Raw genomic sequence first — 16,048 nt, 5'->3', positions numbered from 1 at the left:
CCCCCCCCCCCCCCCCCCGCCTCGATTGCGATCCACCTGCATCGTTTCTCGATCCGCTAGCCAATCCAGGCCGATCAGCGGAAATTTCCAGCACAGCGTTCCGCTTTCAACAAGGTCGCCCGCGCGAACCATGGGCAAGGCTTCGGACATGACGATCGTTGCGGAATTGCTGACGAAGCTCGACGAGGCCATGCGGACCGTGAAGGGCCATTTGGCCGAAATGGACGCCGAGCAGCTCAACGCGCTCCTACGCCTGCTTGCGCCTCGACCATCGATCGGCAGCGCCGAGATGGTCCTGACCATCCTGGCGTTCCGTGAGATCGAAGCCCGCAATCGGGCAAAGAGCTAGCCGTCGGGAGCCGCAGCGACGCGTCGACCGGCGCCTCCCTCGACCTGCCACCAAGAGCGGGAACTCAGGCAACCAGACTTGCCCGTGGCTTTTTCCCCTGAACCCCGAAGCCGCGGGCCTTTTTTTGAGCGTTCGATCGCCGCGCCGTTACGGTGCGTGACGAAGTCCAGGGGCGCAGATGCGCGTTCATCGCGGAAGGTCGTTCAGCCTATCGTTTTTATGGCGAGCTCGGTCCGGTTCTTGGCCCCGCACTTCTCCAGGATCGTGCTGACGTAGTTCTTGATCGTGCCCTCGGCCAAGTGCAGTTGGGCGCCGATCTCGCCATTGCTCTTGCCTTCGACGATCAGTTTGAGGATTTCATTCTCACGCGCGGTGAGGTCGCCGCGGACCGGCGCGCTCGCCGGAGCGTGGCGCGGACGCAATCGCTTGAATTCTTCGAGAATTTTCGCGGCAACACCGGGTGAAAGCGCGGATTGGCCGTTCGCCACGGTTCGGATCGTCGCCGCGATCTCGTCAATTCTGGAGTCCTTCAACAGATATGCCTTGGCTCCGGCGCTGACGGCCTCGAAAATCAGGTCGTTGGTCTCGAACGTGGTCAGGACGACGATGCCGGTGCCCGGGAATTCGCGCAGGATACGCTGGGTTGCCGTGACGCCGTCGGCGCGCGGCATTTGCAGATCCATCAGAACGACGTCCGGGCGATACCGGCGCGCGAACTCGATCGCCTGCTCGCCATCGGCGGCGGCGCCGACGATTTCGAAATCGTCGTTCTGCTGGGCAAGGAGCGTGGCAAGGCCTTCCCGGATCAATGTCTGATCCTCGGCGATCAACACGCGTATCCTTTCGGGTCGCAGGCGCGGATCGGTCATCTTTCTACACTCCCGCGGCGCCGGACCGGGCGTTCGTCGCCGACATGGTCAGGGGAAGGGATGTCCGAACCAGCGTACCCGCCCCCGGCGTGCTTTCCACCGCGGATTGTCCTCCGGCGAGCTCGGCAAATTCGGCCATTCCAATCAGCCCGAAATGCCCCTGTTTGGGGACGGTCGCGTCAAAGCCGCGTCCGTCGTCGCGGACATCGACAATGAGTCTTGCACCAGTTTCGGTTCTCTCTACGACCGCGTCGAACCGGACCAGCCGCGCCTTCGCGTGCGCCTCGACGTTGCGCAACGCCTCGCCGACGATGCGCCGGATCGTCGTCGCGTGGTCGTGCAACCCGGCTCGGGCTCCGTCATCGATCCGCATGGAGACCTCGGTGCCGGTCCGCCGCGCAAAGTCCGACAGCATCTCTTCGACATCCGAACCCGGTTCGAGGTCGTCGGGCATCCTGAGCCGGGCGATGGCATCGCGTGACCGCGCCAGGCCGTTTATCGCGGCTTCCTCGGCAACCGCGAGCCCGTCCGAAACACGAGCGGGATCGGTCGCCAGGAAATGCCTGGTCAGCCGGATCTGCGTCAGCAATGCGATGATCGAATGCACGAGCGTGTCGTGGAGATCGCGCGCCAGGCGGAGCCGGGTGCGGGCCAGCGAGGCGAAGCGTACCTCGGAGTTGGCGGCTTCGAGCTGCTGCTCCATCAAGCGCCTGGCGCGCCGCTCGCTCTCGAACATGATCTCGGCCTGGCGCGCCGTGAAGTCGGGCATCGCGATCACGACGTAGTGCGATCGGTCGCCATTCCACAGGATGACCGCGGTGACGGGACGGTCCAGCCCCGGCAATTCGGCCCGCACGCCCGACAAGGCGATCAGATCGCGGCGTCCCTCGGACAAGGCCGCCATCTCGGCCTCCATGCCGACCAGCAGCGTGCACAGGCAGCAGTCCGCTCCAAGGGCGGGGAGCCACTCGACCAGACGCCCCACTTTCTGCTGAACCGTCCTGTCGGCCCGCAAAACTGCAAGCCCAATGACTTCCGCCTGCGCGGCCGGCAGTAGTTCCGTGCCGATATCGATCATTCGTTCCCACAAAAACAGCCACGGGGCGCGGCGGTCCACTTTGACGTAAGCCCGGACCGGTCGCAAACGAATATGACTTTCGTCATCATCGCCTCTGACTTTCGACAGATGTCCCGTCCCGGCCAAAGGAGATAGGCCGAAGGTTGCCATGAAGCTAAACGTCCAATTCATCAAGCACCCAGGCTCGAAGGAGCGCATGGTCGTGCTGCCGGAATCCCAGTACCGCGTGCTCAAGCGGACGGCGATGGCCGGCGTGGCCGACCTCGAAGAGCCTGCCCCCAACAGTCCGTTGCCCAAGCGTGTCCTCGACAGGATCGCCGCCGGCGAGAACCCGGTCCGCGCCGTCAGGATCCTGCGCGGCCTGAGCGGAAGGCAACTCGCCGCCCAAGCCGGAATAACCCCGAGCATGCTGTCGCAGATAGAGCGCTCCGGAAAGACGGCCTCCACCAAGACCCTCAAGGCAATCGCGCACATCCTGGAAGTACCCCTGGGCGCCATTTCGCCTCATCTATCCGCCGGAATCGGCGGTGTTCCGGCCGATACGGGCAGGGCCGTGGCCTGGATCCTGACCTAAGCGGTCGGGACGCCCGCAGTGGCGCTTGCGCGTGGACGAGTAAGATGAACGTGACAGACAGACGTTCCCCGCAGTCGCCGAGGAGGTTCTCCGGGCGGCTGGCCGCCCTGATCGGATGCGGCTGCTGCCTGATAGCCATCGCTATCGCTTCGGTGGCAAGCGTTACCTCGTCAGCCGCGTGGGATCCGGGTTCGCTTGCTGTCAATACCGCTGGCAAAGAGCAGCGCATCGCGCCCGGACCGGGGATCGACTTCGCCTGCAAGGGGCAGAACTGGGGCCATGAATCGAGAGAATGCCTGGCCGCGATCATCAACCGAACCCAAAGCGGACGGCAGAGACCAATCCGCATCATCGCGGATGACGGCGGTGGCTCGCAAGCGCAGTGAAGGGCCGGTGCTTCTGGCGCAACGTCCCAGATTGATTTAGCATCCCCTCATCGACGCTCTAGCCGCGATCCGACAGGATGCGGAATGCGGAGCGCAACGAGAACAGGGCGGCGGTCGCGTGCCTAGGGCTGATCCAAGCACGGCCAGGCACCTGGACCCGCCAGCCAGCAAGGCGCAAGCGCAGGCGGGAGGAGCCAATGCGGAAGCTGCAGTCGCAAGGCGTTCATCACATCACGCTGGTCGGCGCCGGGCGCCAGACCTCGATCGACTTCTGGGAGGGCGTGCTCGGCATGCCTTTCATCTTCGAGCAGCCCAATCTCGACAAGGCGAGCGAGAGCCATCTCTATTTCGATCCGGGCGACGGGCGCCTGATCACCGTCTTCACCGACGAGAGTCGGGGCCCGGTCAAGCGGCGGACGCCGACCGATGTCGGCTGCGTCCATCATATCGCCTTCTCGGTGTCGCGGGTCACCTTCCTGCAGGCGGTCGCGCGGCTCGACGAGCGCGGCATCAAGCACAGCGGCGTCAAGGATCGCGGCTTCATGGATTCGATCTATTTCGAGGATCCGCTCGGACTGTTGATCGAGCTTGCCTCCTACCGCTTCGAGCCGCCGGCCGGCTTCACCCATGCCGACGTGCTGATGGAGGCGCACAAGACCCGTGTGGCGCGCGGCGACTACAACATCGCCGAAGTCCATCTCGCGGACGCCATCCAGGCGCTGATCGAGCGGTCGCGTGAAACATTGTCCGAGAGCAGGGCGCCGAAAAATCCATATTAACCAGGTCAGAGGGAGGACCGACATGGCAAAGGCTGCAACCAAAAGTACGAAGAAACCGGCGGCGAAGGTGATGGCAAAAGCCGCGCCCAAGGCGACCGCGAAGGCCGCGCCTAAAGCAAGAGCGAAGCCGGCTAAGAAACCCGGCGTGAAGCTCAGCATGCTGAGGCCGAGCGTCAACAACATGACGGTGCGGGTGTTCGCGCGCGCGGCCGCGCTCGATACCGCGGAAACAGACGCTTGGGGCAGCACGCGCTCGCCGGAATTCCTGGCGCGCAATCCGGCGCATCTGACGCCGATGATCGAGGACAAGGGCCTGCCGCGCGGCGTGCTGTGGGAAAGCTGCGCGATCATGCAGTATCTCGCCAACAAGCACGGGCTGGAGAAGTTCTATCCGAAGGCGCCGGCAAAGCGGGCGATGATCGACAGCGCCATGTTCTACCTGGTCGGCACACTTTATCCTTATGTCGCGCGCGCAACGTATCCGGCGCTCGGCTTCCCGCAATATGCCGGAGAGGTCGGTCACAGCGACGCCCATCCCGACCGGAAGTCGGAAGCGCAGAAGGCGGCGATGGCCGCGATCGCCGAGCCGCTCGAAGTGTTTCACTCCTTCTTCCGCAACGGCAAACCGTTCATCGGCGGCAACAATCCGTCGATCGCCGATATTAGGCTGGCGGCAACGCTCGAATTCCTGGCGGTCATCGACTACGCGCTGCCCAAATGGGCGAAGGAGTACATGGCGGTGCTTGAGAAGAAGCTCGGCAAGGCCTATGCGGAGCCGGCCGGCGACGTGCGCGGCTACATCGCCCATGTGAAATCGCAGGCAAAGGCCTAGCAATCCGCCGGCGTTAAGGTTTCGTTTACCCAAGGCCTGTCTACTGGTCGCAGCTCGCCGCGACCACGGATGTACTGGCGCCATGACGAGGCAAGGGAAAGGTCGGCTCCGTGCCGGCCTTTTGCTTTTTCGCGGCCATCGCGCGGCAATCACGACAGTATGATTGCAGCGCCGGCGGGCAGGTTGAAATCCTGTTGTCATCCTCGTCATGGATCGTACGATACCGTCAGGCGGCTGAGCGACGGCAACGAGGGCCTGCGATGGACATGGCAAGACTTTTGATGATGGCGGGCGCGCTGTCGATTGTGTCCTTTCCTTCGGCCGCCGCGTCGCTCAACAGCATGAACGAGGTAGGGGCCGCCTTGCTCGCCTGCTGGACACCGCCGGCCAATTCCGACAATTCCTCGGCCACGCTCAGCTTCAGCTTCAAACGCGACGGAACGCTGATCGGGCCGCCGAGGACAACCGCCATTCATGTCGGCGGCGACGACAAGGCGCGCAAGGCCTATGTCGATGCGGCGACCAAGGCCCTGAACGACTGTCTGCCGCTCAGCCTTTCGCCATCGCTGGCGCAAGGCATAGCCGGCAATGTCTTCACGCTGCAGTTCAACTCGCCGAAGAAGTAGAGGACGGCGAAGGCGCAGAGCCCAACCGTCTCACGCTTTTCCTGGAATTGCTTTCAGGTCAAACGGCGTGCGCGCCTGACCTCAGCGTGTTTTTCCAGCTCCGGCATCTCGAAGACATAATCGCTCCAGGCGGAGTCCGGGATCTGCCCGGCCAGGTAACAATCCAAGAGAAGGCTCTGTTCGGGGGTAAGGGGTCTCTGCGCCTGCTCATGATCCAGCCCAAGCGAATGGATCAGGTTCCTGGTCAGGCCAGAGACGGTGAAGTGAATGGACATCTTCAGTCTCCTCTGCGCTGCGCGGTCACATCAACGCCAACAACGTCCGTCAGCGGGCAAAGGTTTCATCAGCGATCCGTGATCGCGCCGCGGCGCGGCCGTGGCCGGCCTGAAAATGGTTTTTCGACTGCTGTCTCAATCTTGAGATGAAAGCGTAATATTTGCTTCACAAGATTGAGAATAACACTTATGTCGTATAAGAAAGTTTCTGGCTAACCTTTCTATACATAAGTATCTTCTCAATTAGCCGGCATCGATTAAGTCGAACTCGTTTTTCGAACAGGGGTGGCACCCGATGGCGAGGTTATGGTTTCTCAAGATACCATGCCTGGTGGTCATGGCGATCTTGGCGATCACGCAGGTTTCCTATGCCGATTCTTGCTCGGCGCTGAGAAGCCAGATGCTGTCCGGCGGCCGCGACGCGGCGAGCCCCGAGCTTGCGCAACTGAGGCGCCAGCTTGCCGCGATCCAGGGGCTGGAAAGGCAGCGCCGATGCACCGCCAGCAGCGCTGCCGGAGGCTTCTTCAATGCCTGCGCGGATCTCATCCGGAACCGGACCGACGTGCAGCGTCGGATCGCCAGCATCGGCAGTTCCGGCCGCGACTCCGCCGGGTTGCAGGCGAGATACGTCGCGCTTGGCTGTCAGGCGGCTCCCAAGCGGCAGCAGGCGCAGCAGCAGGCGTCCAACACCGAGGCTTCCGCTCCGGCCTATAGCGGGAATGCGATGCTGTTTTGCGTTCGCCGCTCGGACGGCTATTTCTTCCCTGCGCCGAATTCGCAATTCGCGCGAGCCGGGGACCTCAACGATACGGTCGATCAATGCCGCTACATCTGCGACGATGCGGATGTCGATCTCTATACACTGAGCGATCCGAGCCTCGAGACCGACCAGATGGTCGCGGTCGAGACGCGCAAGCCCTACACCGAACTGCCAGCCGCCTTCCGCTATCGCGATGCCCCCGAGTTCAAGGCCTGCGACGTCAAGCGCTACTCCCAGCGGGTGGCCGAGCTCAGGGCGCGCACGGTGACGCCGCGCAACATGGAAAACGCCATCATTCCCTTGCCGACGACGAGACCGGATCTGGGGTCGGGTCCGGGCACGGTCTCGGACATTCCAGCAAACAGCGCCCAGGACGCGGGAGCGGATGCGACCAGCTCGATCGCGCAGTCCGAGTCGGTTGTGCCGGCCGACGCAAAGCCGGTGCGCGTGGTCGGGCCGGCCTTCTTCCCTGCGAATTGATCCGGCCGTCGTCCCCCGCGTTGCGGGCGTCCGGCAGCGCCGACCAGGCGACAATTACTCGCAGACGACCCGGTAGCGCCTGCCGTTTTCGCCGACATTCCTGCAGGCCAGCGGTCTCTGCTCGCCGGCAGACGCGTCGGGCAGGTCCTGGTTCAGGGATGGCGCCATCGAAACGCGCTTTGGGTAGCGCCGTACAGCTGGGCCCGGCGGCACGCTTGGCGGCAGAGGAAACACGTCCGACTCGACCTGTCGCGGCGCGGCCGTCCCCGGCGGCGTCTGGTCCCAGACACGCCTGACGTCCATACGGCTTGGAACGATCACCGTGCCGTCGTCGCTGCGCACGCAGCCGCCCGCTGCAAGCAGCGCCGGGCACAGGACGAAAGCCGCGATTCGACCAAACATTAGCAACACCTCAGGCACCTTATAATGCGTCATTGCCTCGGCCGCCAACGGGCGGATTACCGCAGCCGGCGCGAAGATCGCAATCTGCCTCAACGGCACCGGGCGGCTGGCGGTTGCAATCATTATGGTTAGCGGATCGTTAATGCTTGTCGGGCACATTCCGCCGACGAACCTGCACGGTTCGGCCTTGGGGGTAGGAATGGCGGATACGGACGGGACTGTCGGGGCGGACAGCGCGCGGAATCTCGACAAGGCGGATATGCGGGGCAACGGGGCCTTTCTCGAGGATGTCCACGATATGGCCGGCACTTCGGAGGCGCTTGCCAATCTCAGGCTGATGGTCGATTCGATGCCGATCGGCGTCATCGTTCTCGATGCCGAATTGCGGGCGGAGGTGGTCAACCGCGCATTCTACGATTTCTGGAAGATCGATCCGCAGCGCGCTCCGGCCGGCAGTCGCTTTCGCGACCTCATGGAAGCCAGCCGTGACGCCGATCCGTTCGGCGGCGAGGACCAGGCCTGGCAAGGCCATGTGGCCGAACGGGAGGCCGAAATCCGGGCTGGAACCGCAGGGTCCAGGCAGCTGCCGCGCAAGGACGGCCGCACGCTGATCGCCTCGCTGGCGCCTCTCCCCGGCGGCAAACGGCTGATCTCCTATGTCGACATCACCGACATGAAACAGCGCGAGACCGAGGCCGAGGACGCGCGCAGGAACCTTGCCACCGTGCTGGAATCCCTGCCGGCCGGCGTCATCATCTACGATCGCGACGACCGCTTCGTCTTCGCCAACCGCAAGCTGCAGGACACGCTGCCGGCGCTGAAGCCGGCCTGGCAACCGGGCCGCACATTCCGCGAGGCGTTGGCTCTCGGCCATTCGGTCGGCTATTTCCGCTCGAGCGGCGACACCGAAATCGACGGCCTGCATGGCGTCGATACCGAGCGCTGGCTTGACGCCATGCTCGAGCGGTACCGCTTGCCAAGCTCCGCCTACGAACGCCTCAATGCCGACGGGCGCTGGTACCAGGTCTATGACATGCGCACCGACGACGGGACGTTCATCGGCGTGCGCGTCGATATCACCGACATCAAGGTCCGCGAGAAGGCGTTGCGCGACTCCATGCGCCAGATCGACCTCTACCGGCACGTGATGGACGAGCTGCCCGTGGCCGCCTTCATCAAGGCCGACGATCTCAGCATAGAATTCGTCAACAAGGCCTGGTGCGCGCTGACCGGCCTCGCCAAGGACGAGGTGCTCGGCAAGACGGATCGCGCGCTTTTCGCGACGGAAGAGGCGGACGGCTTCAGCAATGACGACACCGACGTCGTGGCGACCGGCGCCGGGCGCGAGGTCGAGGAGGCCGTCACCCACCGCGACGGCACCGTGCGGCAGCTGATGACGCGCAAGAGCCGGCTGGTGGCGATCGACGGCTCGGTGCACCTGGTCGGCTCCAGCACCGATATCACCGACGTCAAGGCGCGCGAGCAGGCGCTCCGGCAGAGCATGAGCGAGAACGAGGTGTTCCGCAGCCTCATCGACAATGTGCCGGTGTCGATCTACGCCAAGCGCTCGGACCTCAGGCAATTCTACGTCAACAAGGGCTGGTGCGATCTCACCGGCTTCAGCAAGGAAGAAGCCGTCGGCAAGACCGATGTCGAGATTTTCGGCGAGGATGGCGAAGCCTTCGTCGCCAGCGACCTTGCCGTGCTGCGCACCGGCGAGACGCAGGAGATAGAAGAGACGGTGACGATGCCGGACGGCAGCGTCAGGCACCAGTTCGCGCGCAAGGGCGCGATGATCGCCTCGGATGGCTCGCTCTATCTCATCGGCTCCACCACCGACATCACCGAGCTCAAGCAGCGCGAGGCCGAGCTCAGCGAGGCGCGCCGGCGCGCCGTGCTCGCCGACCGGGCCAAGTCGGAATTCCTCGCCAATATGAGCCACGAGATCCGCACGCCGATGAACGGGGTCCTTGGAATGGCAGAGCTTTTGGCAAAGTCGGACCTCGATCCAAAGCAGAAGACGTTCACCGACATCATCGTCAAATCCGGCAACGCGCTGCTCACCATCATCAACGACATCCTCGACTTCTCCAAGATCGACGCCGGCCAGCTGGTGCTCGACCCGGCACCCTTCAATCTCGCCGAGGCGATCGAGGATGTGGCGACGCTGGTATCGACGCGCGCGAAGGAAAAGGACCTCGAGCTCATCGTGCGCGTCCAGCCGGGGCTCGACGGCCAGTTCGTCGGCGATGTCGGCCGCGTCAGGCAGATCGTCACCAACCTGCTCGGCAACGCCGTGAAATTCACCGACGAGGGCCATGTCCTGGTCGACGTGACGGGTGAGCGGGTTCCCGCGGGGACGAAGCTCACCATTTCCGTGACCGATACCGGCATCGGCATTCCGGAAGAGAAGCTGAAGCTGGTGTTCGAGAAATTCAGCCAGGTCGACACCTCCTCGACCAGGCGGCATGAGGGCACCGGGCTCGGTCTTGCCATCACTTCGCGGCTGGTCGAGATGATGGGCGGCGAGATCGGCGTCGACAGCGCCGAGGGCAAGGGTTCGACCTTCTGGTTCACGGTCACGCTGCCCAGGGCCGAGCAAGGCGGACAGCGCATCACGCCGGTCGACGTCACCGGCGCGCGCGTGCTCGTCGTCGACGACAATGCCGTCAACCGTTCGATCCTGAGCGAGCAGATGGCGTCGTGGACGTTCGATTCCTGCGCGGCCGAAAGCGGCGCCGAGGGACTGAAGGTGCTGATCGCCGCCGCCGCCTATGGCGTGCCGGTCGACTGCGTCGTGCTCGACTACCAGATGCCCGGCATGACCGGCGCCGAGATGGCGCGCATCGTGCGCAACACGGCGGGCCTGGCGCATACGCCCATCATCATGCTGACCTCGGTCGACCAGTCGCTTGCCAACACGACCTATCGCGATCTCGGCATCGATGCGCAGCTGATCAAGCCGGCGCGCTCCTCCGTCCTCCTGGAAACGCTGGTCGCGACCATCCAGCGCCATCGCCATAGCAGCGCCGCGGCGCAACCCGCCGTCGGCACCGGCAGCCCCCCGCAAGCCGGGCTGGCGCGGGCGGCGTCGGACCGCGCCATGCTGCAGCCGCCGTCGGCGCGGGCGCGTCCACGCCCCGCCGATGCGGAGCGCGGGCTCGACATCCTCGTTGCCGAAGACAACGAGGTGAACCAGCTGGTGTTTACCCAGATACTCGGCGAGACCGGCTACCGCTTCGAGATCGTCGGCAACGGCCGCAAGGCGCTCGACGCCTTCGGCAGGCTCAATCCGCGCATGATCCTGATGGATGTGTCGATGCCGGAAATGAACGGCCTGGAGGCGACGGGCGCCATCCGCCGGCTCGAGGAGGACATGGGCACGCATGTACCGATCGTCGGCGTCACCGCGCACGCGCTGAAGGGCGACCGCGAACGCTGCCTGGAAGCCGGCATGGACGATTATCTGCCGAAGCCGATCAGCCCGCGCGCGCTGCTCGAAAAGCTCGAGCGCTGGCTGGGAGCGGACGTGGAGACCCGGCGCAACGCCGGTTAGAGCAATTCCAGGAAACGTGTGAAACGGTCAGGCTCGGCGCCTTCGCCATAGCCGCTCGTGCGGAATTGCGCGAAACCAGGAGACAGGGCGGATTTAGCCGGCAGGCGGGCGCATGACGCTGACGCATGCGTATGGTGCGATCGCACCATACCAAAGCAAACGCCAAGCTCGGACAATCATGACACTGATTCCGCTCCTCGGTTACGGGCGGGAGCAGCGACCGCCAACAAGAAACAGCGTCGACTCTACCCCAACGGACCTGTTTTCGGCGATGGCCAGGCCATGATCCGCTCTGGCGTTCAGGCAACGCGCTCTCGTCCGGATTTTATTTCCCGGCGGCCGTGACCCGGCCGCCGGGATATTTTTTTGATTCAAAAGTCAGACAAGTTGCTGATTCCCACGGCAAACTCCGGCCGGTCCTTCGCGGCCGCCGCGGACCTCTCCAGGCATCCCCCTTCGGGCGTTACCGGGCTGACACGAAACTGTCATGCGACTGTAATAATCGAAGGCTATTGCGCTCACCGGGCGCCGATAGAACGGGTGCCGAAAGACCATCTTCCGAACAGGAGCAGGCCACATGAGACATTTCATCCGCTCGGCGGCCGTTGCGATTGCAATGGCTGCGGCATCAACCCTTAGCATCTCCGCCGCGATGGCAGCCGATATCTCCGGCGCCGGCGCCACCTTCCCCTATCCGATCTACGCGAAGTGGGCCGACGCCTACAAGAAGGAGACCGGCATCGGTCTCAACTACCAGTCGATCGGCTCCGGCGGCGGCATCAAGCAGATCAAGGCCAAGACCGTGACCTTCGGCGCTTCCGACGCGCCGCTGAAGGGTGAGGACCTCGACTCCACCGGGCTCGCGCAGTTCCCGATGGTGATGGGCGGCATCGTTCCGGTCGTCAACCTCGAAGGCATCAAGCCGGGCGAGCTGGTGCTCGACGGCCCGACGCTGGCCGACATCTTCGTCGGCAAGATCACCAACTGGAACGACGAAGCGATCAAGAAGCTCAACCCCGACGCCAAGCTGCCCGACCAGGCGATCGCCGTCGTGCACCGTTCGGACGGCTCGGGCACCACGTTCAACTTCAGCTACTACCTGGCCGACGTCAGCGCCGACTGGAAGTCGAAGGTCGGCGTCAACACCGCGCTCGAATGGCCGGTGGGCATCGGCGCCAAGGGCAATGAGGGCGTCGCCAACAACGTCTCGCAGACCGGCGGCGCGATCGGTTACGTCGAATACGCCTATGCCAAGCAGAACAAGCTCACCTATACCGACCTGATCAACAAGGACGGCAAGAAGGTCGAGCCGACCGCCGCCGCGTTCTCGGCCGCCGCGGCCAATGCCGACTGGAGCTCGCAGCCGGGCTACGGCGTCATCCTGGCCAACCAGACCGGCGCCGAATCCTGGCCGATGACCTCGGCCACCTGGATCCTCGTCTACAAGAAGCCCGATGACGCCGCGGCGACGACCGAAGCGCTCAAGTTCTTCGCCTGGTCCTATGCCAAGGGCGACGAGCTGGCCGCCGGCCTGGACTATGTTCCGATGCCCGACGCCGTCGTGAAGAGCGTCGAGGAGATGTGGGGCAAGGACATCGTCGACGCGAGCGGCAAGCCGCTCTACTCCGGCATGTAATTCCTAGCGAATAAGGAGGGCGTCTTTGGCGCCCTCCTGTCTCTTTCGAAATGCGAGGGGCTAAATGACAGCCGTTTCCGAAGCCGCGACATCGTCCGCCCTGCGGACCAGAGAAGCGACAGTACGCCGCTTCGCCTTCACCGACATGGCCTTCCGGACGGCCACGCGCCTTTCCGCCATCCTCGTGCTGGTACTGCTCGGCGGGGTCGCGATCTCGCTGATCGCCGGCTCGTGGGAGGCGATGTCGAAGTTCGGCTTCTCCTTCCTGACCACCGAATCCTGGAACCCGGTCACCGAGAATTTCGGCGCGCTCGCGCCCATCTACGGCACCATCGTCACCTCGGCCATCGCCATACTGATCGCCGTGCCGATCGGCATCGGCATCGCCGTCTTCCTGACCGAGCTTTGCCCGCGCCCGCTCAGGCGCCCGATCGGCATTGCGGTCGAGTTGCTCGCAGGCATTCCCTCGATCATCTACGGCATCTGGGGCCTGTTCGTCTTCGCGCCGTTCCTGCAGACGACGGTGCAGCCCTTCGTCATCTGGCTCTTCAAAGGCATCCCCGGCCTCAACAGCCTGTTTGCCGGTCCGCCCTACGGCATCGGCCTGCTGACCTCGTCGCTGATCCTCGCCATCATGGTGCTGCCCTTCATCACCTCGATCACCAAGGACGTGTTCGACACGGTGCCGGCGGTGCTGAAGGAATCGGCCTACGGCATCGGCTGCACGACCTGGGAAGTGACCCGGCGCGTGACAATCCCCTATACCCGCGTCGGCATCATGGGCGGCGTCATGCTCGGCCTCGGCCGCGCGCTCGGCGAGACGATGGCCGTCACCTTCGTCATCGGCAACGCACACCGCATCAGCGCCTCGCTGTTTGCGCCGGGCACGACGATCTCGGCGACCATCGCCAACGAATTCACCGAAGCCGACGGCGATCTCTACACATCCTCGCTGGTGTCGCTCGGCCTGATCCTGTTCATCATCACCTTCATCATCCTCGCGCTCGCACGCTACATGCTGTTGCGCATCGATAGCCGCACGGGAGCCTGACCTATGTCGACTGCCCAATCGCTTCACCAAGGCCGCAAACGCAAGAATGCCGTGATGATGGCCTTGTGCGTCGTCGCGGCGGGCATCGGCCTCGCCTGGCTGGCGCTGATCCTCGGCGCCCTGCTCTACAAGGGGCTCGCCGGGGTGAACCTGGCCGTGTTCACTGAAATGACGCCGCCGCCCGGCGATGCCGGCGGCCTGCTCAACGCCATCTACGGCAGCATCGTGATGACCGTCATCGGCATAATCGTCGGCACGCCGATCGGCGTGCTGGCCGGCACCTACATGGCCGAATACGGACGCTTCTCGAAGCTCACCACGGTGGTGCGCTTCATCAACGACATCCTGTTGTCGGCCCCCTCGATCATCATCGGCCTGTTCGTCTATGAGCTGATGGTGCGGCCGATGGGGCATTTCTCGGCGATTGCCGGCGCCGTCGCGCTGTCGATCCTGGTGATTCCCGTCGTGGTGCGCACCACCGAGGACATGCTGAACCTCGTGCCCAACGCGCTGCGCGAAGCAGGCACCGCCATCGGCGCGCCGCGCTGGGTGGTGATCCGCTCGGTCGCCTATCGCGCGGCAATGTCGGGCATCGTCACCGGCATCCTTTTGGCGATCGCCCGCATCTCCGGCGAGACGGCGCCGCTTCTCTTCACCGCGCTCAACAACCAGTTCTGGTCGAGCAATCTCAATGCCCCGATGGCCAGCCTGCCGGTGACCATCTTCCAGTTCGCTCTCAGCCCTTATGAGGAATGGCAGCAACTGGCCTGGACGGGCGCACTCATAATCACCCTGACGGTTCTCGGGCTGAGCATCATCGCCCGAAGCCTAACCGGACGCAGAGAGGACAGATGAAACCGATGTTGTCCACCGACCTGAACGCACCCGACGCGACCGTCGAGAAGGCCAAGATCGAGGTCAAGAACCTCAACTTCTACTATGGCCAGTCGAAGGCGCTGAAGGACATCAACCTGTCCCTGCCGGAGCGCAGCGTGACGGCCTTCATCGGCCCGTCGGGCTGCGGGAAGTCGACGCTGCTGCGCGTGCTCAACCGCATCTACGAGCTCTATCCGAAGCAGAGCGCCGAGGGCCAGGTGCTGCTCGACGGCAAGAACATCCTCGACCGCTCGCAGGACCTCAACCTGCTCAGGACCAAGATCGGCATGGTTTTCCAGAAGCCGACGCCTTTCCCGATGTCGATCTACGAAAACATCGCCTTCGGCGTCAGGCTCTATGAGAAGATCAGCAAGGCCGAGATGGACAGCCGCGTCGAGCAGGCGCTGAAGCGCGCCGCGCTCTGGAGCGAGGTCAAGGACAAGCTCAACGCCAGCGGGCTCAGCCTTTCCGGCGGCCAGCAGCAGCGCCTGTGCATCGCCCGCACCGTGGCGGTGAAGCCCGAGGTCATCCTGCTCGACGAGCCGGCCTCGGCGCTCGATCCCCTGTCGACGGCCAAGATCGAGGAGCTGATCGACGAATTGCAGGCCGACTACACGATCGTCATCGTCACCCACAACATGCAGCAGGCGGCGCGCGTGTCGCGGCAGACGGCGTTCATGTATCTCGGCGAGCTGGTGGAGTTCGACCGGACCGAGAAGATCTTCACCTCGCCTCGCGAGAAGCGCACGCAGGACTACATCACCGGCCGCTTCGGCTGAGTACATACGAGGACATCATCATGGCCGAACATACCGTCGCCTCCTTCGACGAGGATTTGAGGCAGATCAGCCGGCTCATCAACGACATGGGCGATCTCGCCGGCTCCATGGTCGGCGGCGCGACCAGGGCCCTGCTCGAAACCGACAATGCGCTGGCGCAGCGCGTCGTCTCCGACGACGCCATCATGGACGCGCGCCAGCGCGAGCTCGACGACCGCGCCATCACGCTGATCGCCAAGCGGCAGCCGATGGCCGACGATCTTCGTCACGTGGTCGGCTCGATCCGCATGGCGGGCGACCTCGAGCGCATCGGCGACCTCGCCAAGAACATCGCCAAGCGCGTCGGTTCGGTCGGCGTCAGCGCCGCGCCGCGCGACCTCACGCATTCGATCGATTCCATGGCGCAGATGGTGCTGATCCAGGTCCAGGCCGTGATCCAGGAATATACGGCGGGCGATGCCACGGCGCTGGCCAAGCTTCGCAACGACGACGAGCGCATCGACGTCAAATACACGTCCGTCTTCCGCGAGCTGTTGACCTACATGATGGAAGACCCGCGCAACATCACCGCTTGCACGCATCTTTTGTTCTGCGCCAAGAATCTCGAGCGCATCGGCGACCATGTGACCAACATCGCCGAGAACGCCTACTATGTGCTGACCGGCACCCAATTGCCCGCCAACCGTCCGAAGCAGGACGAGACGGCAATGTCGGCGCCGGCGGCCTGACGGAAAAGGTTA

17 protein-coding genes are annotated in these 16,048 nt (G+C 64.1%); 13 read left to right on the top strand and 4 right to left on the bottom strand.

Features of this window, described 5'->3' with window-relative positions; genetic code table 11:
• The first annotated feature begins 148 nt into the window (after positions 1 to 148).
• Positions 149 to 349 carry a hypothetical protein gene (locus LB572_RS30875; protein WP_224670432.1) on the top strand — a complete coding sequence of 67 codons (201 nt, stop codon included), beginning with the start codon at positions 149 to 151 and terminating at the stop codon, positions 347 to 349.
• 203 nt (positions 350 to 552) lie between these two features.
• On the opposite strand, the gene LB572_RS30870 is transcribed toward LB572_RS30875, so the two are convergent.
• Positions 553 to 1,218: a response regulator transcription factor gene (locus LB572_RS30870; RefSeq protein WP_140804134.1), complete on the bottom strand. Its 666-nt coding sequence runs from the start codon at positions 1,216 to 1,218 to the stop codon at positions 553 to 555.
• 4 nt (positions 1,219 to 1,222) lie between these two features.
• A complete protein-coding gene (locus LB572_RS30865) occupies positions 1,223 to 2,446 on the bottom strand; it encodes a sensor histidine kinase (protein WP_181179402.1) in 1,224 nt (407 codons plus the stop codon).
• Between LB572_RS30865 and LB572_RS30860 the strand changes: the two genes are divergently transcribed.
• From LB572_RS30860 to LB572_RS30840, 5 genes are all read left to right on the top strand, one after another.
• On the top strand, positions 2,445 to 2,870 hold the full coding sequence (locus LB572_RS30860) for a helix-turn-helix domain-containing protein (RefSeq protein WP_181179400.1): 426 nt from the start codon (positions 2,445 to 2,447) through the stop codon (positions 2,868 to 2,870). The genes LB572_RS30865 and LB572_RS30860 overlap by 2 nt on opposite strands.
• Before the next feature lie 44 nt (positions 2,871 to 2,914).
• On the top strand, positions 2,915 to 3,256 hold the full coding sequence (locus tag LB572_RS30855) for a hypothetical protein (protein WP_224670431.1): 342 nt from the start codon (positions 2,915 to 2,917) through the stop codon (positions 3,254 to 3,256).
• A gap of 197 nt (positions 3,257 to 3,453) precedes the next feature.
• Positions 3,454 to 4,035 carry a VOC family protein gene (locus LB572_RS30850; protein ID WP_140804128.1) on the top strand — a complete coding sequence of 194 codons (582 nt, stop codon included), beginning with the start codon at positions 3,454 to 3,456 and terminating at the stop codon, positions 4,033 to 4,035.
• 22 nt (positions 4,036 to 4,057) lie between these two features.
• Positions 4,058 to 4,867: a glutathione S-transferase family protein gene (locus tag LB572_RS30845; RefSeq protein ID WP_140804126.1), complete on the top strand. Its 810-nt coding sequence runs from the start codon at positions 4,058 to 4,060 to the stop codon at positions 4,865 to 4,867.
• A gap of 341 nt (positions 4,868 to 5,208) precedes the next feature.
• Positions 5,209 to 5,493 (top strand): hypothetical protein, encoded by a 285-nt coding sequence (locus tag LB572_RS30840; protein ID WP_412033611.1) that lies wholly within the window; start codon positions 5,209 to 5,211, stop codon positions 5,491 to 5,493.
• Between the two features lie 53 nt (positions 5,494 to 5,546).
• Here the strand turns inward: LB572_RS30840 and LB572_RS30835 are convergent, their stop codons facing one another.
• Positions 5,547 to 5,768 carry a hypothetical protein gene (locus LB572_RS30835; RefSeq protein ID WP_224670430.1) on the bottom strand — a complete coding sequence of 74 codons (222 nt, stop codon included), beginning with the start codon at positions 5,766 to 5,768 and terminating at the stop codon, positions 5,547 to 5,549.
• Positions 5,769 to 6,063: 295 nt separating this feature from the next.
• On the opposite strand from LB572_RS30835, the gene LB572_RS30830 reads away from it, so the two are divergent.
• The gene (locus tag LB572_RS30830; protein ID WP_224670429.1) at positions 6,064 to 7,008 is read left to right on the top strand and encodes a DUF2865 domain-containing protein; all 945 of its coding nucleotides are present in this window, start codon (positions 6,064 to 6,066) and stop codon (positions 7,006 to 7,008) included.
• Positions 7,009 to 7,062: 54 nt separating this feature from the next.
• Here LB572_RS30830 and LB572_RS30825 read toward each other — a convergent pair whose 3' ends face one another.
• Positions 7,063 to 7,410, bottom strand: a complete 348-nt coding sequence (locus tag LB572_RS30825; RefSeq protein ID WP_224670428.1) for a hypothetical protein — start codon at positions 7,408 to 7,410, stop codon at positions 7,063 to 7,065.
• Positions 7,411 to 7,609: 199 nt separating this feature from the next.
• Here LB572_RS30825 and LB572_RS30820 point away from each other — a divergent pair, with 199 nt between their 5' ends.
• From LB572_RS30820 to phoU, 6 genes are all read left to right on the top strand, one after another.
• On the top strand, positions 7,610 to 10,966 hold the full coding sequence (locus LB572_RS30820; protein WP_224670427.1) for a response regulator: 3,357 nt from the start codon (positions 7,610 to 7,612) through the stop codon (positions 10,964 to 10,966).
• A 577-nt stretch (positions 10,967 to 11,543) separates the two neighbouring features.
• Positions 11,544 to 12,602, top strand: coding sequence for a phosphate ABC transporter substrate-binding protein PstS (pstS, locus tag LB572_RS30815; RefSeq protein WP_140804120.1), 1,059 nt, complete (start codon positions 11,544 to 11,546; stop codon positions 12,600 to 12,602).
• Between the two features lie 64 nt (positions 12,603 to 12,666).
• Positions 12,667 to 13,653 carry a phosphate ABC transporter permease subunit PstC gene (pstC, locus tag LB572_RS30810; RefSeq protein WP_140804118.1) on the top strand — a complete coding sequence of 329 codons (987 nt, stop codon included), beginning with the start codon at positions 12,667 to 12,669 and terminating at the stop codon, positions 13,651 to 13,653.
• Between the two features lie 3 nt (positions 13,654 to 13,656).
• Entirely contained in the window at positions 13,657 to 14,508 is an 852-nt protein-coding gene (pstA, locus tag LB572_RS30805) for a phosphate ABC transporter permease PstA (RefSeq protein ID WP_224670426.1), read from the top strand.
• The gene (gene pstB, locus LB572_RS30800; RefSeq protein WP_140804114.1) at positions 14,505 to 15,308 is read left to right on the top strand and encodes a phosphate ABC transporter ATP-binding protein PstB; all 804 of its coding nucleotides are present in this window, start codon (positions 14,505 to 14,507) and stop codon (positions 15,306 to 15,308) included. The genes pstA and pstB overlap by 4 nt, the downstream gene beginning before the upstream one ends.
• A 20-nt stretch (positions 15,309 to 15,328) precedes the next feature.
• On the top strand, positions 15,329 to 16,036 hold the full coding sequence (phoU, locus tag LB572_RS30795) for a phosphate signaling complex protein PhoU (protein WP_224670425.1): 708 nt from the start codon (positions 15,329 to 15,331) through the stop codon (positions 16,034 to 16,036).
• Positions 16,037 to 16,048 lie beyond the last annotated feature (12 nt).

The sequence above is a fragment of the Mesorhizobium sp. BH1-1-5 genome (assembly GCF_020165615.1).
Classification (GTDB): Bacteria; Pseudomonadota; Alphaproteobacteria; order Rhizobiales; family Rhizobiaceae; genus Mesorhizobium.
Note: the sequence above shows the minus strand (reverse complement) of the source record. Positions and strands in the feature narration are given on the sequence as shown.